General features: G+C 47.7%; 19 protein-coding genes, 3 tRNA genes and 1 other RNA gene. All 23 read left to right on the top strand.

Annotated elements, in window-relative coordinates; genetic code table 11:
• Positions 1-25 precede the first annotated feature (25 nt).
• The 23 genes from sdhC to ACL9RG_RS14015 all read left to right on the top strand — a co-directional run bounded on the left by sdhC (position 26) and on the right by ACL9RG_RS14015 (position 20,913).
• Complete coding sequence (gene sdhC, locus ACL9RG_RS14125) at positions 26-415, top strand: succinate dehydrogenase cytochrome b556 subunit (protein ID WP_422793261.1); 390 nt, start codon at positions 26-28, stop codon at positions 413-415.
• Positions 409-756, top strand: coding sequence for a succinate dehydrogenase membrane anchor subunit (sdhD, locus tag ACL9RG_RS14120; RefSeq protein WP_422793260.1), 348 nt, complete (start codon positions 409-411; stop codon positions 754-756). Before sdhC ends, sdhD begins: the two co-directional genes overlap by 7 nt.
• A complete protein-coding gene (gene sdhA, locus ACL9RG_RS14115) occupies positions 757-2,523 on the top strand; it encodes a succinate dehydrogenase flavoprotein subunit (RefSeq protein WP_422793259.1) in 1,767 nt (588 codons plus the stop codon).
• 19 nt (positions 2,524-2,542) lie between these two features.
• The gene (locus tag ACL9RG_RS14110) at positions 2,543-3,259 is read left to right on the top strand and encodes a succinate dehydrogenase iron-sulfur subunit (protein ID WP_422793258.1); all 717 of its coding nucleotides are present in this window, start codon (positions 2,543-2,545) and stop codon (positions 3,257-3,259) included.
• Between the two features lie 644 nt (positions 3,260-3,903).
• A complete protein-coding gene (gene sucA / locus ACL9RG_RS14105; RefSeq protein WP_422793257.1) occupies positions 3,904-6,711 on the top strand; it encodes a 2-oxoglutarate dehydrogenase E1 component in 2,808 nt (935 codons plus the stop codon).
• Positions 6,712-6,832: 121 nt separating this feature from the next.
• Entirely contained in the window at positions 6,833-8,050 is a 1,218-nt protein-coding gene (gene odhB, locus ACL9RG_RS14100) for a 2-oxoglutarate dehydrogenase complex dihydrolipoyllysine-residue succinyltransferase (RefSeq protein ID WP_422793256.1), read from the top strand.
• 90 nt (positions 8,051-8,140) lie between these two features.
• On the top strand, positions 8,141-9,307 hold the full coding sequence (sucC, locus tag ACL9RG_RS14095; RefSeq protein ID WP_422793255.1) for an ADP-forming succinate--CoA ligase subunit beta: 1,167 nt from the start codon (positions 8,141-8,143) through the stop codon (positions 9,305-9,307).
• Positions 9,307-10,179, top strand: a complete 873-nt coding sequence (gene sucD / locus ACL9RG_RS14090) for a succinate--CoA ligase subunit alpha (protein ID WP_422793254.1) — start codon at positions 9,307-9,309, stop codon at positions 10,177-10,179. Before sucC ends, sucD begins: the two co-directional genes overlap by 1 nt.
• 805 nt (positions 10,180-10,984) lie before the next feature.
• Positions 10,985-12,553, top strand: coding sequence for a cytochrome ubiquinol oxidase subunit I (gene cydA, locus ACL9RG_RS14085; RefSeq protein ID WP_422793253.1), 1,569 nt, complete (start codon positions 10,985-10,987; stop codon positions 12,551-12,553).
• A 29-nt stretch (positions 12,554-12,582) separates the two neighbouring features.
• Complete coding sequence (cydB, locus tag ACL9RG_RS14080; RefSeq protein ID WP_422793418.1) at positions 12,583-13,722, top strand: cytochrome d ubiquinol oxidase subunit II; 1,140 nt, start codon at positions 12,583-12,585, stop codon at positions 13,720-13,722.
• Between the two features lie 27 nt (positions 13,723-13,749).
• A complete protein-coding gene (gene cydX / locus ACL9RG_RS14075; RefSeq protein WP_422793252.1) occupies positions 13,750-13,878 on the top strand; it encodes a cytochrome bd-I oxidase subunit CydX in 129 nt (42 codons plus the stop codon).
• The gene (gene ybgE, locus ACL9RG_RS14070) at positions 13,862-14,155 is read left to right on the top strand and encodes a cyd operon protein YbgE (protein WP_422793251.1); all 294 of its coding nucleotides are present in this window, start codon (positions 13,862-13,864) and stop codon (positions 14,153-14,155) included. The genes cydX and ybgE overlap by 17 nt, the downstream gene beginning before the upstream one ends.
• 136 nt (positions 14,156-14,291) lie before the next feature.
• Positions 14,292-14,696, top strand: a complete 405-nt coding sequence (gene ybgC, locus ACL9RG_RS14065) for a tol-pal system-associated acyl-CoA thioesterase (protein WP_422793250.1) — start codon at positions 14,292-14,294, stop codon at positions 14,694-14,696.
• Complete coding sequence (gene tolQ / locus ACL9RG_RS14060; RefSeq protein WP_422793249.1) at positions 14,693-15,379, top strand: Tol-Pal system protein TolQ; 687 nt, start codon at positions 14,693-14,695, stop codon at positions 15,377-15,379. The genes ybgC and tolQ overlap by 4 nt, the downstream gene beginning before the upstream one ends.
• A gap of 11 nt (positions 15,380-15,390) precedes the next feature.
• Positions 15,391-15,819: a colicin uptake protein TolR gene (gene tolR / locus ACL9RG_RS14055; RefSeq protein ID WP_422793248.1), complete on the top strand. Its 429-nt coding sequence runs from the start codon at positions 15,391-15,393 to the stop codon at positions 15,817-15,819.
• Positions 15,820-15,936: 117 nt separating this feature from the next.
• Positions 15,937-17,340 (top strand): cell envelope integrity protein TolA, encoded by a 1,404-nt coding sequence (tolA, locus tag ACL9RG_RS14050; protein WP_422793247.1) that lies wholly within the window; start codon positions 15,937-15,939, stop codon positions 17,338-17,340.
• 274 nt (positions 17,341-17,614) lie between these two features.
• Positions 17,615-18,907 carry a Tol-Pal system beta propeller repeat protein TolB gene (tolB, locus tag ACL9RG_RS14045; protein ID WP_422793246.1) on the top strand — a complete coding sequence of 431 codons (1,293 nt, stop codon included), beginning with the start codon at positions 17,615-17,617 and terminating at the stop codon, positions 18,905-18,907.
• Positions 18,908-18,952: 45 nt separating this feature from the next.
• Positions 18,953-19,456: a peptidoglycan-associated lipoprotein Pal gene (gene pal / locus ACL9RG_RS14040; RefSeq protein WP_422793245.1), complete on the top strand. Its 504-nt coding sequence runs from the start codon at positions 18,953-18,955 to the stop codon at positions 19,454-19,456.
• A gap of 9 nt (positions 19,457-19,465) precedes the next feature.
• Positions 19,466-20,251 carry a cell division protein CpoB gene (gene cpoB / locus ACL9RG_RS14035; RefSeq protein WP_422793244.1) on the top strand — a complete coding sequence of 262 codons (786 nt, stop codon included), beginning with the start codon at positions 19,466-19,468 and terminating at the stop codon, positions 20,249-20,251.
• A gap of 185 nt (positions 20,252-20,436) precedes the next feature.
• Positions 20,437-20,512 (top strand) — tRNA-Lys (locus ACL9RG_RS14030).
• 15 nt (positions 20,513-20,527) lie between these two features.
• Positions 20,528-20,651, top strand: a non-coding RNA gene (locus tag ACL9RG_RS14025) — RtT sRNA.
• A 55-nt stretch (positions 20,652-20,706) separates the two neighbouring features.
• Positions 20,707-20,782 (top strand) — tRNA-Lys (locus ACL9RG_RS14020).
• A gap of 55 nt (positions 20,783-20,837) precedes the next feature.
• A tRNA-Lys gene (locus ACL9RG_RS14015) sits at positions 20,838-20,913 on the top strand.
• Positions 20,914-21,128: the final 215 nt, after the last annotated feature.

Below are 21,128 nucleotides of genomic sequence, written 5' to 3'. Positions count from 1 at the left end.
GAGGAAGGAAAATAATAAGAGCTGTGTGGGCAAACCCGTGAAAAAACAAAGACCTGTCAATCTAGATCTGAAAACGATCCAGTTTCCCGTTACTGCGATAGCGTCCATCTTACACCGTGTCTCTGGCGTAATTACCTTCGTTGCTGTTGGTATCCTCCTCTGGCTGCTTGGCATTTCTCTTTCCTCCCCGGAAGGATTTGCACATGCTGCTTCGATTATGAACAGTTTTTTCGTTAAGTTCATTTTCTGGGGAATACTGACGGCTCTGGCTTATCACGTTTGCGGTGGCATTCGCCATTTGCTGATGGATTTTGGCTATGTCGAAGAGAGTTTGGCTGCCGGTAGACTATCTGCACAAGTTGCGATTGTTCTTACCGTTGTGCTGTCCATTCTGGCTGGAGTGTTTGTATGGTAAACAATGTATCGGCATTGGGACGTAATGGCGTACACGATTGGTTATTAGTTCGTGCTTCGGCAATCATTATCACCCTTTATATCCTCTATATCCTCGGCTTTGTTGTTATGGCTCAGGAAATCAATTTTGAAGTCTGGCATGACTTCTTCTCCTCCTCCATTACCAAAGTATTCACCTTGCTGACTTTGCTGTCGATTTTGATTCACGCATGGATCGGCCTGTGGCAGGTGCTAACTGACTATGTCAAACCGGTGGCTGTAAGACTGGTGCTGCAATTGGCCGTCGTCGTCGTGTTAGTCGTCTATCTACTTTATGGAACAATTGTTGTGTGGGGAGCGTAAATGAATCTGCCAGTCAGAGAGTTTGATGCTGTTGTAATCGGCGCAGGTGGCGCAGGTATGCGGGCAGCATTGCAAATTTCACAGTCAGGCTTATCTTGTGCCCTGATTTCTAAAGTTTTCCCAACCCGATCTCATACGGTGTCAGCGCAGGGCGGTATTACCGTTGCGCTAGGTAACACCCATGACGATGATTGGGAATGGCATATGTATGACACCGTCAAAGGTTCCGACTATATCGGTGACCAAGATGCCATTGAATATATGTGTAAAACTGGCCCGGAAGCGATTCTTGAGCTTGAGCACATGGGATTACCTTTCTCCCGTCTTGATAACGGCAAAATTTATCAGCGTCCGTTTGGTGGTCAATCGAAGAATTTCGGTGGCGAACAAGCGGCACGTACTGCAGCTGCAGCTGACCGTACCGGCCATGCGCTATTGCACACGCTTTATCAGCAAAACCTGAAAAATGGCACGACGATTTTTTCTGAGTGGTATTCACTCGATCTGGTGAAAAATCAGGATGGTGCGATTGTTGGTTGTACCGCTATCTGTATTGAAACAGGCGAAATGGTCTATTTCAAAGCCAAAGCAACAGTATTGGCAACCGGTGGTGCTGGCCGTATTTATCAATCTACTACCAACGCACACATTAATACTGGCGACGGTGTTGGCATGGCATTACGTGCTGGCGTACCGGTGCAAGATATGGAAATGTGGCAATTCCACCCAACGGGTATCGCCGGTGCCGGTGTTCTGGTTACCGAAGGTTGCCGTGGTGAAGGTGGTTACCTGCTCAATAAAGATGGTGAGCGTTTCATGGAGCGCTATGCGCCGAATGCTAAAGACTTGGCCGGTCGTGACGTGGTTGCTCGTTCAATCATGATCGAAATCCGTGAAGGTCGTGGCTGCGATGGTCCGTGGGGGCCGCATGCTAAGCTGAAACTTGACCATCTGGGTAAAGACGTACTTGAATCACGCCTGCCTGGTATCCTTGAGCTGTCTCGTACCTTTGCTCACGTTGACCCTATTAAAGAACCTATCCCGGTTATTCCAACCTGTCACTACATGATGGGCGGTATTCCGACCAAAGTAACGGGTCAGGCATTGCGTGTGAACGAGAAGGGCGAAGATGTGGTGATCCCGGGCCTGTTCGCCGTGGGTGAAATTGCCTGCGTATCGGTTCACGGTGCCAACCGTTTGGGCGGTAACTCGTTGCTTGACCTGGTAGTATTCGGTCGTGCAGCAGGTCTGCATTTGCAAGAATCTATCAATGAACAAGGTGCGAGCCGCGAGGCTAGCCAATCTGACATTGATGTATCGCTTGAGCGCGTTAACCGCTGGAACAATACCCGTTCTGGTGAAGATCCAGTGCAAATCCGTAAAGATCTGCAAACCTGTATGCAGCACAACTTCTCGGTATTCCGTGAAGGTGATGCGATGGCAAAAGGTCTGGCAGAGCTTAAAGTTATTCGCGAACGTCTTAAAAATGCTCGTTTGGATGACACCTCTACCGAGTTTAACACCCAGCGCATTGAGTGCCTGGAGTTGGATAACTTGATGGAAACTGCTTTCTCTACTGCTGTTTCAGCTAACTACCGTACTGAAAGCCGCGGCGCTCATAGCCGTTTCGACTTCCCGGATCGTGATGATGCGCAATGGTTATGCCATACGCTGTATCAGCCGGAAACCGAAAGTATGACCCGCCGTGAGGTGAACATGCAGCCTAAGCTTCGTGCGGCCTTCCCGCCAAAAGCACGTACTTACTAGGGCAGAGCGGAGACAGATTATGAAACTCGAATTTTCGATTTATCGCTATAACCCGGATGTTGATGACGCGCCATACATGAAAGACTATGTACTGGAAGCGCAAGAAGGGCGCGACATGATGTTGCTTGACGCGCTGATTCAGTTGAAAGAACAAGATCCAACCTTGTCTTTCCGCCGCTCCTGCCGCGAAGGTGTTTGCGGATCTGACGGCGTTAACATGAACGGTAAAAATGGTCTGGCTTGTGTTACGCCAGTCTCTGCTTTGCGTAATGGTAATAAGAAGATTGTTATCCGTCCTCTGCCAGGTTTGCCTGTTGTGCGTGACCTGGTGGTAGATATGGGACAATTCTACAAGCAATACGAGAAGATCAAACCTTACCTGCTCAATGATGGGAAAAATCCTCCTGCTCGTGAACACTTGCAGATGCCGGATGAGCGCGAGAAACTGGACGGATTGTACGAATGTATTCTCTGTGCATGTTGCTCGACCTCCTGCCCATCATTCTGGTGGAACCCAGATAAGTTTATTGGGCCGGCAGGTTTGTTAGCGGCTTATCGTTTCCTGATTGATACTCGCGATACTGAAACCCAATCGCGTCTGGATAATCTGGATGATGCTTTCAGCGTATTCCGCTGCCACAGCATCATGAACTGTGTCAGTGTTTGTCCTAAAGGGCTGAACCCGACTAAGGCAATTGGACACATTAAGTCGATGCTGCTGCAACGTAATGCCTGATTGATAAATAAGCAACTTCAACGGGAACTTAGGTTCCCGTTGAAGTAATAGAGATCAAATCAACAAATTTGCAACAAACTAACACCAATAATGCAAACTTTTGCGATATAGTATCGGTACGTAGAAAAATTTACCTGGCAGTTGAAGTTGATAAACGGAAATTGAAAATATTACCTGGAAGTTGAATGACCCTTTTACAGGGTGGCTCCAAAAGCCAGCAGCGTTGTGATTTGTACCTGGTTAGGTACATTGAGGGCAGGATGTTCTCACCTCTCCTTAAGTGCGTTGGTTTTTGGAGGTTCCTTGATAGAGCAATAGGCTCAAGAAACTTAAGTACTGTGACAAAATGACCTATTTATTGTTTTAGAAATTTGTTGTTTTAGGAATGGTTAATACCCTAAATAATTGGGGTTGCATCAAGACGGCAAGTGAGAAAGTCCTGATGAGCTTACTTGTGTAAGTGATTTGGGTGAGTGAGCGCAGCCAACGCAGATGCAGCGTCAAGTATGACGGGTTTAGTTTCGGGAATGGCCAAATGTTAATACGTCGAGCGAACTGTTGTATGGAAAACCGTTTTACGGATGTATTACGGTGATTTTATTAACCACGGCGAAAACTAAAGCTTCAAAGCTTAAGGGATCACGATGCAGAACGGCGCAATGAAGGCCTGGCTGGATTCCTCCTATCTGGCGGGCGCGAACCAGTCTTACATAGAGCAACTCTATGAAGATTACTTAACCGATCCAAGTTCCGTTGACGATAGCTGGCGTTCAATTTTCAAACAGCTTCCGGCGGTAGGAGTAAAACCAGAGCAACTCCATTCTCAAACACGTGACTACTTCCGCCGTCTGGCGAAAGATGCTTCGCGTTACAATACCGCAATCAGCGATCCACAAACCGATGCCAAGCAAGTCAAGGTGCTGCAGTTGATCAACGCCTTCCGCTTCCGTGGTCATCAGAATGCGAATCTTGATCCTCTTGGATTATGGAAACTGGATGCTGTTCCTGATCTAGATCCTGCTTTCCATAACCTGACGGAAGCTGATTTCCAGGAAACCTTCAACGTGGGTTCTTTTGCTATCGGCAAAGAAACCATGCAACTCGGCGAGCTGTATGCGGCGCTGAAACAGACTTATTGCGGTTCAGTGGGTGCAGAATATATGCACATCACCAACACCGACGAGAAGCGTTGGATCCAACAACGCATCGAGTCTGTCGTTGGACGTCCTGCATTTAGCAATGATGAAAAACGTACTTTCCTTAAAGAGCTGACCGCTGCTGAAGGTTTGGAACGTTACCTAGGCGCGAAATTCCCAGGGGCAAAACGCTTCTCACTCGAAGGTGGTGATGCGTTAGTGCCAATGTTGAAAGACATGATTCGTCACGCGGGTAAGAATGGTACGCGTGAAGTTGTGTTGGGTATGGCCCACCGCGGTCGCCTTAACGTGCTAATCAACGTTCTGGGTAAAAAACCGCAAGACTTGTTTGACGAATTCTCAGGCAAACACAAAGAGCATTTGGGTACCGGCGATGTGAAATATCACATGGGTTACTCATCTGATGTGGAAACTGCGGGCGGTATGGTCCACTTAGCACTAGCGTTCAACCCATCGCATCTGGAAATCGTCAGCCCGGTTGTTATCGGTTCTGTGCGTGCTCGTCGCGACCGTCTTGATGAAGCGCGTAGCAACATGGTTCTGCCAATCACTATTCACGGTGATGCGGCGATTACCGGTCAGGGCGTCGTTCAGGAAACCCTGAACATGTCTCAGGCTCGTGGCTATGAAGTAGGCGGCACCGTGCGTATTGTTATCAACAACCAAGTTGGTTTCACTACGTCTAACCCGAAAGATGCCCGTTCAACGGATTATTGTACTGATATTGCGAAAATGGTGCAGGCACCGATTTTCCACGTTAATGCGGATGATCCGGAAGCCGTTGCTTTCGTGACTCGCCTGGCGTTGGATTTCCGCAATACCTTCAAACGTGACGTAATGATCGACTTGGTGTGTTATCGCCGCCATGGTCATAACGAAGCTGATGAGCCAAGTGCAACTCAGCCGTTGATGTATAGCAAAATCAAAAAGCATCCTACTCCACGTAAAATCTACGCTGATATCCTGACTGAGCAGAAAGTTGCTACGGCAGAAGATGCAACCGAAATGGTTAATCTTTACCGTGATGCATTGGATGCAGGGGATTGTGTGGTTGATGAGTGGCGTCCAAATGACACTCACACTCTGGCATGGTCACCGTATCTGAACCATGAGTGGGATGAAGAGTATCCAAGTCGTCTGGAACCTAAGCGTTTGCAGGATTTGGCTCGCCGCGTTTGTTACGTACCTGAAGCCATCGAAATGCAATCTCGCGTCGCTAAAATTTATGCCGATCGTGCGGATATGGCTGAAGGCAAGAAGGCGTTTGACTGGGGTGCAGCTGAAAACCTGGCCTATGCTTCCTTGGTTGACGAAGGTATTCCTATTCGCCTGTCTGGCGAAGATATGGGACGTGGTACCTTCTTCCATCGTCATGCTGTGATCCACAACCAGAAAAATGGATCGGTCTATGTGCCGTTATCCAATATTCACAATGGTCAGGGCGAATTTAACGTTTGGGATTCCGTACTCTCTGAAGAAGCGGTCTTGGCATTTGAATACGGCTACGCTACTGCTGAACCACGTACGCTGACCATTTGGGAAGCGCAGTTCGGTGACTTCGCTAACGGTGCTCAGGTTGTTATCGACCAATTCATCAGTTCTGGCGAGCAGAAATGGGGCCGTATGTGCGGTCTGGTTATGCTGTTGCCGCACGGTTATGAAGGCCAAGGCCCTGAGCACTCCTCAGCGCGTCTGGAGCGCTACCTGCAACTGTGTGCAGAGCAGAACATGCAAGTGTGCATTCCATCAACACCGGCTCAGGTCTACCACATGTTACGTCGTCAGGCGTTGCGCGGTATGCGTCGTCCGTTAGTGGTGATGTCACCGAAATCGTTACTGCGTCACCCACTGGCGGTATCGACGCTCGATGAACTGGCGGAAGGTACCTTCCAGCCGGCGATTGGCGAAATCGATGAGTTGGATCCTAAGCAGGTTAAACGCGTCGTGATGTGCTCCGGTAAAGTTTATTATGACTTGCTGGAACAGCGTCGTAAAAACGACCAAAAAGACGTTGCCATCATCCGTATCGAACAGCTTTATCCTTTCCCTCACAAAGCGGTACAGGCAGCGATTGAGCAATATGCCCACGTACATGACTTCGTCTGGTGTCAGGAAGAGCCGCTCAATCAGGGCGCTTGGTATTGCAGTCAACATAACTTCCGTGAAGTCGTACCTTTCGGTGCATCTTTACGTTACGCCGGTCGCCCAGCCTCAGCTTCGCCTGCGGTAGGCTACATGTCCGTTCACCAGAAGCAACAGCAAGATCTGGTTAATGACGCGCTGAATGTTGAATAACTCTAATTATCACAATATGCCCTGAATAACCGAAGTGACATCAAGGCGGCAACTACGCTGATGTCACTTCAACTAAGACGGGTATAGTCATTGCATAGTGAAAGCACATAAGGATTGATTAATGAGTAGCGTAGATATTCTGGTTCCAGATCTCCCTGAATCCGTTGCTGATGCGACTGTAGCAACCTGGCACAAAAAACCGGGCGATAGCGTTGAGCGTGATGAAGTTCTGGTTGAAATCGAAACCGATAAAGTGGTTCTGGAAGTACCAGCAAGTGAAGCTGGGATCTTAGACAGCATTCTGGAAGAAGAAGGCGCGACAGTGACTTCTCGCCAGATTCTGGCGCGTCTGCGTCCAGGCAACAGCACTGGCAAACCAAGCCAGGAGAAAAATGCTGAGCAAGAATCAACTCCAGCACAACGTCACACTGCAGCTCTGGAAGAAGAAAGCAATGATGCGCTGAGCCCAGCAATTCGTCGCCTGATCGCCGAGCATTCTTTGGATGCTAGCGCAATCAAAGGCAGCGGTGTTGGTGGCCGTCTGACCCGTGAAGATGTTGAGCAGTACATCGCTAAGTCAAAAGATGCTAAGCCAGCAGCTCAAGCACCTCAAGAGCAAGCTGCACCAGCGCTGGGTTCACGTACTGAAAAACGTGTTCCTATGACTCGTCTGCGTAAGCGTGTTGCTGAGCGTCTGTTGGAAGCGAAAAACAGCACGGCTATGTTGACGACTTTCAATGAAATCAACATGAAGCCAATCATGGACTTGCGCAAACAATATGGCGATGCTTTCGAGAAGCGTCATGGCGTGCGTCTGGGCTTTATGTCCTTCTATCTGAAAGCGGTTGTTGAAGCGCTGAAACGCTACCCAGAAGTTAACGCCTCTATTGATGGCGAAGATGTGGTTTACCACAACTACTTCGACGTAAGCATCGCTGTTTCTACTCCACGTGGCTTAGTCACTCCAGTTCTGCGTGATGTCGATACCTTGGGTATGGCGGATATTGAGAAGAACATCAAAGAGCTGGCAGTTAAAGGCCGTGATGGCAAACTGAAAGTTGAAGAACTGACCGGTGGTAACTTTACCGTTACCAACGGTGGTGTATTCGGTTCTCTGATGTCTACGCCAATCATCAACCCACCACAAAGCGCAATCTTGGGCATGCATGCCATTAAAGATCGCCCAATGGCGGTAAATGGACAGGTTGTAATTCAGCCAATGATGTATCTGGCGCTGTCTTACGATCACCGTCTGGTTGATGGTCGCGAATCTGTTGGCTTCTTGGTGACTATTAAAGAAATGCTAGAAGACCCAGCTCGTTTGCTGTTGGACGTCTAGTTTTCTGTTTTAACTCGCATTCATAATCAGGGTACGCTGCGGTGTGCCCTGCAAGATACCTACCTACTGAAATAGAATGGATAGAACATCATGAATTTACATGAGTATCAGGCTAAGCAGCTTTTCCTGCGCTACGGCCTTCCTGCACCTTCTGGTTTTGCTTGTTCCACGCCGCGTGAAGCTGAAGAAGCTGCATCAAAAATCGGTGCTGGCCCATGGGTTGTAAAATGCCAGGTTCACGCTGGTGGCCGTGGTAAAGCTGGTGGTGTAAAACTTGTTAACAGCAAAGAAGAGATCCGTACTTTTGCTGAAAATTGGTTAGGTAAGCGTCTGGTAACTTATCAGACTGATGCACATGGCCAACCGGTTAACCAGATTCTGGTTGAAGCGGCGACTGATATCGATAAAGAGCTGTATTTGGGCGCAGTTGTTGACCGTAGCTCACGTCGTGTAGTCTTCATGGCTTCTACCGAAGGCGGCGTTGAAATTGAGAAGGTTGCAGAAGAAACTCCGCACCTGATCCACAAAACTGCGCTGGATCCATTAACGGGTCCTCAGCCATACCAAGGCCGTGAATTGGCGTTTAAGCTTGGCCTGCAAGGTAAGCAAGTTGCGCAATTCACCAAGATCTTTATGGGTCTGGCTAACATCTTCCTTGAGCGTGATCTGGCGCTGATCGAAATCAACCCATTGGTTATCACCAAAACGGGTGATCTGATCTGCCTCGATGGCAAATTAGGTGCCGATGGTAACGCATTGTTCCGCCAGCCTGAGCTGCGTGAAATGCGTGACCTGAGCCAGGAAGATGCGCGCGAATCTCAAGCGGCACAATGGGAACTGAACTATGTTGCGCTTGATGGCAACATCGGTTGCATGGTTAACGGTGCTGGCCTGGCAATGGGTACGATGGACATCGTTAAATTGCACGGCGGCGAACCTGCTAACTTCTTGGACGTTGGCGGTGGCGCGACCAAAGAACGTGTAACTGAAGCATTCAAAATTATCCTGTCAGACGAAAAAGTCAAAGCGGTATTCGTTAACATCTTCGGCGGTATCGTACGCTGTGACCTGATTGCAGACGGCATCATCGGTGCAGTGGGCGAAGTTGGCGTTAGCGTACCTGTTGTTGTACGTCTGGAAGGTAACAATGCAGAGCTGGGTGCCAAGAAACTGGCAGATAGTGGATTGAACATCATTGCTGCAACCAGTCTGACCAATGCGGCTCAGCAAGTTGTTGCTGCAGTGGAGGGTAAATAATGTCGATTTTAATCAATAAAGATACCAAAGTCATTTGCCAAGGCTTCACCGGTAGCCAAGGGACTTTCCACTCTGAACAAGCGATTGCTTACGGTACGAAAATGGTTGGCGGTGTCACGCCAGGCAAAGGCGGCACCGAGCATTTGGGCCTGCCAGTATTTAACACTGTGCGTGAAGCGGTAGAAAAAACCGGTGCAACGGCTTCTGTTATCTACGTACCAGCGCCATTCTGCAAAGATTCTATCCTGGAAGCGCTGGATGCTGGCATTAAGCTGGTTATCTGTATCACTGAAGGTATCCCAACGCTGGATATGCTGGTGGTCAAAGCTAAGCTGGAACAAACCGACGCGCGTATGATCGGCCCGAACTGCCCAGGTGTCATCACCCCAGGCGAATGTAAGATCGGTATCATGCCTGGTCACATTCATCAGCCAGGTAAAGTAGGGATCGTTTCCCGTTCAGGTACGCTGACTTATGAAGCCGTTAAGCAAACCACAGACGGCGGTTTTGGTCAGTCTACTTGTGTTGGTATCGGTGGTGACCCAATCCCTGGTTCTAACTTCATCGACATCCTGAAACTGTTCCAGGAAGATCCACAGACTGAAGTTATCGTCATGATCGGTGAGATCGGTGGTAACGCAGAAGAAGAAGCTGCTGCTTACATCAAAGAGCACGTGACTAAGCCAGTAGTAGGCTACATTGCCGGTGTTACTGCACCTAAAGGTAAGCGTATGGGCCACGCTGGTGCGATCATTGCTGGCGGTAAAGGTACTGCAGACGATAAATTTGCTGCTCTTGAAGCTGCTGGCGTGAAAACTGTACGTAGCCTGGCAGATATTGGTGACGCAGTGAAAGCCGTATTGCCTCGCTAATTGTCTTTAGCTCTATGCTGTCTAAAGGGTCATCTTCGGATGGCCCTTTTTCATTGCCAGCTTTAAACACCCTCTTCGGGAGGTGGTGATTGTTTTTCATCATAGAAAGGGGGCTCTGCGGCAGGGGGGAAACGCTACGTTCTTACAGCAATAATTTATTGTGAGCAGCGACAAATAATGTCTCTAGTTTTTTTCCTAATGTTCAAAAGTAGTCTATTCTAAAAGGTTAGTGATATTTTAATGATCTAAATCAATAAATATAAAATTAAAAATAAATCATAAAAATGATGTTTAAATTAATAATAACTATATTTCCCATGCGATTCACACTTATTTAACCATGTGGCAACATTAAACCTATTGTGGACATAGATTGATATTTTAATTTTCTTAATGATCACTATCTCAGTGAATATAAAGATAAAATAGAAAAATTGCTTTAAAACAATATTGGCTAAAGCTGATAAAAACTTAATTATTTGATCTAGATGTGTGAAAGTACTTTGCCAAAAAGAAAAAGCTATTTGATGTCTGAGATTAGTAGCGTAATATCAGGCGGTGCAATCTGGCGACCATACTGTCAGGCCATCTCCCGCAAGGGGAAGCCTTATCATCTTATTTATAGGTGCGTAGCCTTTAAAGCAGGATGAAATACTTTATGTTAGCCATTTGTTATTTACTTTAATTTCCGGGGACTACACACCAGAAAATAGTGTAATACACAGCAGTAATCATGAGGCGTACAGGATAATCCAGCGCCATATACTGTAATTTCGAGTCTTCCTCTGAGGAGCAAGGGGTCAAGATGTTTGATATCGTTGAGCTGTCGCGTTTACAGTTTGCTTTAACAGCCATGTACCATTTCCTATTTGTTCCATTAACGCTGGGTATGGCGTTTTTATTAGCAATTATGGAAACGGTATATGTTCTTACCGGCAAACAAATCTATAAAGATATGACTAAGTTCTGGGGCAAGTTATTTGCAGTTAACTTTGCGCTAGGGGTTGCTACCGGTTTGACTATGGAATTCCAATTCGGTACTAACTGGTCATATTTCTCTCACTATGTCGGTGATATCTTCGGTGCGCCATTGGCCATCGAAGGTTTAATGGCATTCTTCCTTGAGTCAACGCTCGTTGGTTTGTTCTTCTTTGGCTGGGATCGACTGTCCAAAGTTCAACATATGACGGTGACTTGGTTTGTTGCACTGGGGTCAAACCTTTCTGCACTGTGGATTCTCGTTGCTAATGGTTGGATGCAAAACCCGATTGCTTCCGATTTCAACTATGAAACCATGCGTATGGAGATGGTGAGTTTCTCTCAGTTAGTACTTAATCCAGTAGCTCAGGTGAAATTTGTTCACACCGTGGCGGCCGGTTATGTCACTGGGGCGATGTTTATCCTAGGGATCAGTTCTTACTATCTGCTAAAAGGTCGTGATACCGCATTTGCTAAGCGTTCATTTGCCATTGCTGCAAGTTTTGGCCTGGCGGCGACATTATCAGTGATCGTATTAGGTGATGAGTCTGGCTACGAAATGGGGGATGTGCAGAAAACCAAACTTGCGGCGATTGAAGCCGAATGGCATACCCAACCCGCTCCTGCTGACTTCACACTGATTGGCCTGCCAAATCAGGACAAAATGGAGAACAGTTACTCCATTAAAATCCCTTATTTGCTCGGGATCATTGCTACTCGCTCAGTCGATACGCCTGTCACGGGTATCAACGATTTAATGGCAGAACACCAAGTGCGTATTCGCAATGGGATGAAAGCTTATCAATTATTAGAAGAGTTGCGCGCTGGGAGTACTGATCCTGCCGTCCGCAGCGATTTTGAGAAAACCAAAAAAGATCTTGGATACGGCTTGTTGCTCAAACGCTATACGCAGAATGTGACTGATGCGACTGAAGACCAGATCCAAAAAGCGACGAAGGATTCTATTCCTCGCGTTCTGCCTCTTTACTTCGCTTTCCGTATCATGGTCGCTTGCGGCATATTGATGTTGGTGATTATCGGACTGTCGTTCATCTCTGTTCTACGAGGTAAAATTGGCCAGAAGCGTTGGTTACTGCGCGCTGCACTTTACGGCTTACCATTACCGTGGATCGCAGTGGAAGCAGGGTGGTTTGTTGCCGAGTATGGCCGTCAACCGTGGGCAATTGGTGAAATCTTGCCTACCGCCGTCGCTAACTCATCACTCACCACAACGGATGTTCTGTTGTCGATGAGTCTGATTTGCGGCCTTTATACCCTGTTCCTTGTCGCTGAAATGTTCTTGATGTTCAAATTTGCCCGTTTGGGGCCTAGCAGCCTGAAAACTGGCCGCTATCATTTTGAGCAAACTTCTGCGCCCATTGAGCAAGCACGGTAAAAGGGAGTCCACATATGTTTGGTGAAAACTTGTTTGATTATGAGTCTCTAAGATTCATTTGGTGGGTGCTGATTGGCGTGCTGTGTATTGGTTTCGCTGTGACCGATGGTTTTGATATGGGCGTAGGGATCCTCGCTCGTATTATCGGTAAAACAGACACCGATCGCCGCATTATGATCAACGCTATAGCTCCCCACTGGGACGGCAACCAGGTATGGTTGATTACCGCGGGTGGAGCATTGTTTGCCGCTTGGCCAATGGTCTATGCGGCAGCCTTCTCCGGGTTTTATGGCGCGATGATATTAGTGCTCTGTGCGCTATTCTTCCGCCCAATTGGATTTGACTACCGTTCCAAGTTAGAAAGCAGCCGTTGGCGCGGTATGTGGGACTGGGGCATTTTTATCGGCAGTTTTGTACCGGCACTGGTCTTTGGTGTCGCGTTCGGTAACTTGTTGTTAGGTGTTCCTTTCCATATTGATGATTATTTACGCCTGTATTACACCGGCAGCTTGTTGCAGTTGCTAAACCCATTTGGTTTGTTGGCCGGGATTGTCAGTTTAACCATGCTAATCACCCAAGGCGCAACTTACCTGCAGATGCGTACTACCGGTGAGCTCCGTCTGCGTACTCGTGCTGCGTCGCAGATTTCAGCATTAGTCATGATGGTCTGCTTCCTGGTTGCAGGTATTTGGCTGATTAAAGGAATCGATGGTTATGTCCTGACATCAGCATTGGATCCTGCTGCTGAGTCGAACCCTTTGCGCAAAACGGTAGCTCATCAGGCGGGGGCTTGGCTGTTGAACTTCAATAAAGCACCTGTACTGTGGGCATTCCCTGCCCTGGGCGTTGTTTTACCTTTATTGACGATTCTTTTCTCTAAACTCAATAGAGGCGCGCTGGCCTTTGTCTCATCTTCGCTGACTATCGCTTGTGTCATCTTGACGTTTGGGATCACCATGTTCCCATTTGTTATGCCTTCAAGCACTACGCCAGATGTCAGCCTGACAATGTGGGATGCAACATCAAGCTTGTTAACGTTGCGTGTAATGACAGTTGTAGCCTGTATTTTTGTGCCAATTGTATTGCTATACACCTGCTGGGCTTACTACAAGATGTTTGGACGTATAGATAAAAACTTTATCGAAGACAACAAACACTCTTTGTATTAACGAGTTAACATAACTGGAGCTTAAACCATGTGGTATTTTGCCTGGATACTTGGAACGCTTCTGGCTTGCGCATTTGGTATTATCACTGCGCTGGCGGTAGAAAACGTAGAATCGAGCAAAGCAGCAAAAGCGGCAAATAATGACTCTGCTAGCTGATAAATTCTATGCTGTAACGGACAAGGGCCCATTGCGGGTCCTTTCCCTAATTATGTCATTACTATTGGCTGGGTGTGTCTTTTGGCAACCGGCCAAATTTGCTTCGCAGACGAGTGATTTAGCCGTTTGGCATGGCATAGTATTGATTTGGGCTGTATGCAGTGGATTGATTCATGGATTTGGGTTTCGCCCCCAACGTTCACGTTGGAAGGCGGTGTTTGCACCGCTACCTGCCATGGTTATTTTATTCGCAGGCTTGGTCTATTTTTTTACGTAATTTACAGATAGTTGACAAAGTTCCATCAATGGGCCGTTCTGGCCCATAATTATTTTCATTCCAGACTTGCAACCCATTCCAAAGCTGAAATCTCTTGCGTATAGTAGTGCCGTCAAATTGCATTACGGGATGTAGAGTGAGTAATACGTTGTTCCGATGGCCGGTTCGTGTCTATTTTGAAGATACGGATGCAGGTGGTGTGGTCTATCATGCTCGTTACGTCGCCTTTTTTGAAAGGGCTCGCACAGAGATGTTGCGCGAACACAATGTTCACCAACAGCAGTTGTTGGGTGAACACGCCGCTTTTGCTGTCCGCCGTATGACGGTCGAATACTTGGCTCCAGCGCGTTTAGATGATTTGCTGGATGTTCAAAGTGAGATCACAGACATTCGCGGGGCTTCACTTACCTTTGCACAGCGAATTTTAAATTCGCAGGGAAACCTTCTGAGTACAGCAGAAGTGTTGATTGCATGCATAGATCCACACCTAATGAAGCCACGTGCGCTTCCTAAGTCTATTGTCGCGGAGTTTAAGCAGTGACTGACATGAACATTTTTGATTTATTTTTAAAGGCCAGCATCTTGGTTAAGCTGATCATGCTTATCTTGGTGTGCTTTTCTATCGCATCTTGGGCAGTTATCATTCAGAGAACGAAAGTGCTGAATGCTGCTACGCGTGAAGCAGAAGCGTTTGAAGATAAATTTTGGTCTGGAATCGAGCTTTCCCGACTGTATCAAGAAAGCCAAGGGCGCCGTGAAAGCTTGACCGGTGCTGAGCAGATCTTCCACTCTGGTTTTAAAGAGTTTGCGCGTTTGCATCGTGCTAATAGCCACGCGCCTGAGTCGGTGATTGAAGGCTCAACCCGTGCGATGCGTATTTCGTTTAACCGCGAACTTGAGTCGCTAGAAACCCATATTCCTTTCCTTGGTACCGTTGGTTCAATTAGTCCATATATCGGCTTATTTGGTACTGTTTGGGGAATTATGCATGCCTTCATTGGTTTGGGTTCGGTCAAACAGGCGACCTTGCAAATGGTTGCGCCTGGTATCGCTGAAGCCCTGATCGCCACTGCTATCGGTTTATTTGCAGCAATTCCTGCTGTTATGGCTTATAACCGCCTTAACCAGCGCGTAAGTAAACTTGAGCAAAATTACGACAACTTCATGGAAGAGTTCACTGCTATCCTGCACCGTCAGGCTTTCGCTCGCGAAAGCAGCAATTAAGGGAGGACAGCATGGCTCGAGTACGAGGACGTCGTCGTCGCGAACAAAAGTCTGAGATAAACATCGTTCCATTGCTTGACGTATTATTGGTGCTGTTGCTGATCTTCATGGCAACCGCTCCGATTATTACTCAAAGCGTGGAAGTTGATCTTCCAGATGCGACAGATTCTAAAACGGTGTCGACCGATGATAACCCGCCGGTGATCGTTGAAGTATCTGGTGTAGGTCAATACACCATGGTTGTTAACCGCGAAAGAATGGAACAGCTGCCAGAACAGCAGGTGATCGCCGAAGCGGGTAGTCTTCTTCAGGCTAACCCTAAAACGGTGTTCCTGATCGGTGGAGCAAAAGAAGTGCCTTATAATGAAATTATTAAGGCATTGAACATGCTGCATCAGGCGGGTGTTAAGTCTGTCGGTCTGATGACACAACCTATCTGACAAGTCAGTGACATTTATTTAAAGCCTGGTTTGTCTTGGTTTGATGGTACTCAGTTAACCTTGGGTTCATCGCCAGGACATGCCGGTTTTTAGCAATCTTGTGTTGGGAAATCTATTTTGGTAAAGGCAACGGTAACTGAACAAAACGATAAGCTCAAACGCGCCGTTATTGTTTCGGTCATTCTGCATATTATCTTGGTAGCCCTATTGATCTGGGGTTCGACGCAAGAAGATACCAGCATGAGTGGCGGCGGCGGTGGCAGCGATATCTCTGCTGTGATGGTTGATCCAGGCGCTATTGTTGATCAGTACAATCGCCAACAGGAATCAGCTTCAAAGCAGGCTCAGCAATCTCGTCAGAAAAAAGCTGAGCAGCAGGCAGAAGAACAGAAAGAAGCTGCCGAACAACAAAAAGAAGCCGCAGAGCAGAAAAAGCAGGCTGAAGAGCAGCAAAAAGAAGCGGCTGAACAACAAAAGCAGGCCGAAGAACAAAAGCAAGCAGCTGAGCAACAGAAACAGGCTGAAGAGCAAAAGCAAGCTGAAGAGCAGAAGGAAGCGGCTGAGCAGCAACAGAAAGCGGCACAGCAGCAGAAAAAAGCTGCTGAGCAACAAAAACAAGCTGCTGAGGCCGCTGAAGCAGCCGCAGCGGCAGCTAAAGTGAAAGAACAGCAAAAAGAGGCCGCTGACGCTGCAGCGAAAGCGAAAGCTGAGGCTGATAAAGTCGCTAAACAGCAAGCGGACGCGCAGAAGAAAGCCCAGGCAGAAGCTAAGAAACAAGCTGAAGCCGAAGCCGCTGCTGCTGCGGCTGCCGCCGCGAAGAAACAAGCTCAGGCAGACGCGAAGAAGCAAGCTGATGCTGAAGCTAAAAAAGCAGCAGCAGAGGCTCAAAAAGCCGCAGAGGCTGCGGAAGCAGCTAAAGAGAAAGCTGCTGCCGATGCTGAGAAAAAAGCGGCCGCTGCTCAAGCAAAAGCTGAGGCTAAGGCAGAAGCTGCTAAAGCTGCCGCCGCAGCCAAAGCCGAAGCTGCCGCTGAAGCTAAAGCAGAAGCCAAAGCCGCTGCTGCTAAGGCAGCTGGCGAAGCCAAAGCGGCTGCCGCGAAAGCAGCTGGTGAGGCTAAGAAGAAAGCCGCTGCTGCAGCGAAGCAAGCAACAGACGTTGATGATTTGTTCGGTGGCCTTGCGTCTTCTAAAAACGCACCGAAAGGTGGTGGCGGTGCGCCAGCAGGGAAGGGGAGCAATAAGAAGAGCGGTGCGTCAGGTGCTGATATTGCTAACTATGTTGGACAGGTTAAGGCCGCTATTGAAAGTAAGTTTTACGATGCGCAGTCTTATGCAGGCAAAACTTGCGCACTGCGTATAAAATTAGCGCCAGATGGCATGCTGATTGATATCAAAGCTGAAGGTGGTGATCCGGCGCTTTGCCAGGCAGCTGTTGCGGCGGCAAGGCAGGCTAGAATACCTAAACCACCTACTCAAGATGTGTATGAGGTCTTTAAAAACGCAGCATTAGACTTTAAGCCATAATAACAGACGATAATTGTCATATTTGAGACTTTTACGATGGTATATATGGTGAGTTTGTAGTTTTGTGTGCATCAGTTTGTTAAACTTCTGCTAGTTTATCGCGGGAAGATAGATGCCTGTTCAATAGGATTAATTGCACAGTTAACGACAAGGGTTTTAAGGGTGGTACGGCAGAAATACTACGTTATTTCATAGTTATACCGGTTATTAATACGCTTGCTAACTAAGCTTTATAAATTTTGTTCAGGCTCTTAGTCCAGATAATGGAGATACAATGAAACAGGCATTTCGAGTAGCGTTTGGCCTTTTGATACTTTGGGCATCTGTGTTGCATGCAGAAGTTCGTATCGAAATCACTCAAGGTGTGGATACTGCGCGTCCAATCGCAGTTGTGCCATTTAAATGGGCAGGTCCAGGTACACCTCCTGAAGATATCGGCAGCATTGTGGCTGCAGACTTACGTAACAGTGGTAAGTTTAACCCTATTGATCCAGCGCGTATGCCGCAGCAGCCAACCAGCGCTGCAGAGGTAACCCCGGCTGCCTGGACTGCATTGGGGATTGATGCGGTTGTTGTTGGTCAGGTTCAGCCTGGCGCTGACGGCAGCTACTTAGTTTCTTATCAGTTAGTTGATACTTCTGGTGCCGCTGGAAGTGTACTGGCGCAGAACCAATACAAAATCACTAAACAGTGGTTGCGTTACGCCGCTCACACCGCAAGTGATGAAGTATTCCAGAAACTGACCGGTATTAAAGGTGCGTTCCGCACTCGTATTGCCTACATTGTCAAAACCAACGGTGGTAAATTCCCGTATGAGTTGCGCGTGTCGGATTACGATGGTTATAACCAATTCGTTGTGCATCGTTCACCAGAGCCCCTGATGTCTCCAGCCTGGTCTCCAGATGGCAGCAAACTGGCTTATGTAAGCTTTGAAAGTGGTCGTTCTGCGCTGGTTATTCAGACACTTGCTAACGGTGCTATCCGTCAAGTTGCTGATTTCCCACGTCACAACGGTGCACCAGCGTTTTCTCCAGATGGTACTAAACTGGCAATGGCCTTGTCTAAATCAGGCAGCCTGAATCTGTATGTAATGAATCTGGCTTCTGGTCAAATTACTCCAGTGACCAATGGCCGTAGTAACAGTACTGAACCTGCTTGGTTCCCAGATAGCCAGAACCTGGCTTTCACCTCGGATCAGGGCGGTCGCCCTCAGGTTTATAAAGTGAATATTAATGGCGGTGCGCCGCAACGTCTAACATGGGAAGGCTCCCAGAATCAGGACTCAGACGTAAGCTCTGATGGTAAAACCCTGGTTATGGTCGGTTCCAATGGTGGTAGCCAGCACATCGCTAAACAAGATCTGGAAACGGGAGCCGTTCAAGTATTAACGGACACGTTCCTAGATGAAACGCCTAGTATCGCGCCGAATGGCACTATGGTGATCTACAGCTCTTCTCAAGGGCTAGGAACCGTATTAGATTTGGTCTCGATTGATGGGCGTTTCAAAGCGCGTCTTCCGGCTACCGATGGACAGGTATCATTCCCTGCCTGGTCGCCGTACCTGTGATGCATGAATGACTATGTATGGCAAAATTATAAAAGGATCAAATAGATGCAACTTAACAAAGTGCTGAAAGGGCTTCTGCTGGCTGTGCCTGTAATGGCAATCGCTGCTTGTAGTTCTCACAAAAGCGCCGACAACGGCCAATCTGGTATCGGCGCAAGCACTGGTGCAGAAAGTGGCAACATGTCTTCTGAAGAGCAAGCGCGTCTTCAGATGCAAGAGCTGCAAAAGAACAACATCGTTTACTTCGGTCTGGACAAGTACGATGTGTCTTCTGAATATGCTCAAATGCTGGATGCGCACGCTGCATTCCTGCGTAGCAACCCATCTTACAAAGTGACTGTTGAAGGTAACGCCGACGAACGTGGCACGCCAGAATACAACATCGCTTTGGGTGAGCGTCGTGCTAACGCAGTTAAAATGTACCTGCAAGGCAAAGGCGTTTCTGCTGACCAAATCTCTATCGTTTCTTACGGTAAAGAAAAACCAGCTGTACTGGGCCATGACGAAGCGGCTTACGCTAAAAACCGTCGTGCCGTACTGGTATACTAAGAGAGTCGCATGAACAGTAACTTCAGACATCACCTGTTGAGTCTGTCGTTACTGGTTGGCGTAGCGGTCCCATGGGCCGCTACTGCCCAAGCGCCAATCAGTAATGTCGGCTCAGGCTCGATAGAAGATCGAGTCACTTCACTTGAACGTATTTCTAACGGTCAAGGTCAGCTTTTAAATCAAATCCAGCAACAACTGTCAGATAATCAGAACGATATTGATACACTCCGGGGACAAATCCAGGAGAGCCAATATCAGCTGAGTCAAATTACCGATCGCCAAAAGCAACTTTTCCAGCAGTTAGACAGCATGAGCCAAGGCTCTGGTGCTGCTAACGCCGCAGCAGGAACAGCAGCAGCCAGCGGTGGTGATGCCAATGCTAATGCAGCAGATGCACAGGCAGCGGCTCCGGCAAAAACTGGTGACGAAAACACTGACTACAATGCGGCAGTTGCGTTAGCTTTGGAAAAGAAACAGTACGATCAAGCTATTTCTGCTTTCCAAGCTTTCATCAAGCAATATCCAAAATCTAATTACCTGCCTAATGCCAATTATTGGTTAGGCCAGTTGTATTACAACAAGGGTAAAAAAGATGACGCGACATATTATTACGCAGTAGTTGTGAAGAATTACCCTAAATCGCCGAAAAGTTCTGATGCGATGTTTAAGGTTGGGGTGATCATGCAGGAAAAAGGCGACAGCGATAAAGCTAAAGCCGTCTTCCAGCAGGTAGTAAAACTCTACCCGAATACAGAATCAGCGAAACTGGCTCAAAAACGTTTAGCTGCGCACTAGTTTGTTATTCAGCCCGAAAATAGCTAATTTGCACATTTTTCGGGCTTGAATGCGTGAAGAACAAGCAGTTGGATAACTATTGGAAGATATTGGTTGCACTCAGATCATATATCAGTAATATATGCCGCCGTTGCCCAGACAACTTGTAAGCGGTTAAAGCAACGAGAGTTTTAAGCAGAAACAGTGGGTCGTTAGCTCAGTCGGTAGAGCAGTTGACTTTTAATCAATTGGTCGCAGGTTCGAATCCCGCACGACCCACCACTGCTTCAGAATAGTTGGAAAGTTAATTCGTACTGATGAGAACCTGCAGCAGGTTCGAGTCGAGCGAAGCGAGACGACAACGCATAGCGTTGCCCGGAGGGCGAGTCTAGAAGACGAGTCAATCCCGCACGACCCACCACTGTTTAGTACAAACCGAGTAGCGGTTTGCAAAGAAGTAAAAATATTACATTAGTGGGTCGTTAGCTCAGTTGGTAGAGCAGTTGACTTTTAATCAATTGGTCGCAGGTTCGAATCCCGCACGACCCACCACTAATGTAAGACAAACTCAACGCAGTTTGTTAAGAAGCAAAAATGCCACATTCGTGGGTCGTTAGCTCAGTCGGTAGAGCAGTTGACTTTTAATCAATTGGTCGCAGGTTCGAATCCCGCACGACCCACCACTAATTCAGAATAAAGCGCCCTTGTGGCGCTTTTTTCGTTTCTGCGGCAGAAACATACCTGCAATTATATTGGTTGCTGATTTATATGATTACTGTGCAGGTTCGGTCGCTTATCAATGAAGTGGAATATATCAGCATTGCCGAACGCGACCGGCAAGGGCTTTTCGGCGAAAGCCCCTGCACCCAACGCCTGCGCTTAGCTTATCGGGTCGCTG

The organism is Rouxiella sp. Mn2063, assembly GCF_049319665.1.
In the GTDB taxonomy this organism is placed as follows: domain Bacteria; phylum Pseudomonadota; class Gammaproteobacteria; order Enterobacterales; family Enterobacteriaceae; genus JBMOUD01.
The sequence above is the reverse complement of the archived record's forward strand: the minus strand, read 5'-3'. Positions and strand labels throughout refer to the sequence as shown.

Excerpts from the sequence above, each read along its gene's own strand:
- tolB (WP_422793246.1), top strand. The coding sequence starts at position 17,615 with ATGAAACAGGCATTTCGAGTAGCGTTTGGCCTTTTGATACTTTGGGCA.
- pal (WP_422793245.1), top strand. The coding sequence starts at position 18,953 with ATGCAACTTAACAAAGTGCTGAAAGGGCTTCTGCTGGCTGTGCCTGTA.
- sdhD (WP_422793260.1), top strand. The coding sequence starts at position 409 with ATGGTAAACAATGTATCGGCATTGGGACGTAATGGCGTACACGATTGG.
- ACL9RG_RS14110 (WP_422793258.1), top strand. The coding sequence starts at position 2,543 with ATGAAACTCGAATTTTCGATTTATCGCTATAACCCGGATGTTGATGAC.
- cydA (WP_422793253.1), top strand. The coding sequence starts at position 10,985 with ATGTTTGATATCGTTGAGCTGTCGCGTTTACAGTTTGCTTTAACAGCC.
- cydX (WP_422793252.1), top strand. The coding sequence starts at position 13,750 with ATGTGGTATTTTGCCTGGATACTTGGAACGCTTCTGGCTTGCGCATTT.
- sucA (WP_422793257.1), top strand. The coding sequence starts at position 3,904 with ATGCAGAACGGCGCAATGAAGGCCTGGCTGGATTCCTCCTATCTGGCG.
- sucD (WP_422793254.1), top strand. The coding sequence starts at position 9,307 with ATGTCGATTTTAATCAATAAAGATACCAAAGTCATTTGCCAAGGCTTC.
- ybgE (WP_422793251.1), top strand. The coding sequence starts at position 13,862 with ATGACTCTGCTAGCTGATAAATTCTATGCTGTAACGGACAAGGGCCCA.
- tolR (WP_422793248.1), top strand. The coding sequence starts at position 15,391 with ATGGCTCGAGTACGAGGACGTCGTCGTCGCGAACAAAAGTCTGAGATA.
- cpoB (WP_422793244.1), top strand. The coding sequence starts at position 19,466 with ATGAACAGTAACTTCAGACATCACCTGTTGAGTCTGTCGTTACTGGTT.
- sdhA (WP_422793259.1), top strand. The coding sequence starts at position 757 with ATGAATCTGCCAGTCAGAGAGTTTGATGCTGTTGTAATCGGCGCAGGT.
- odhB (WP_422793256.1), top strand. The coding sequence starts at position 6,833 with ATGAGTAGCGTAGATATTCTGGTTCCAGATCTCCCTGAATCCGTTGCT.
- sucC (WP_422793255.1), top strand. The coding sequence starts at position 8,141 with ATGAATTTACATGAGTATCAGGCTAAGCAGCTTTTCCTGCGCTACGGC.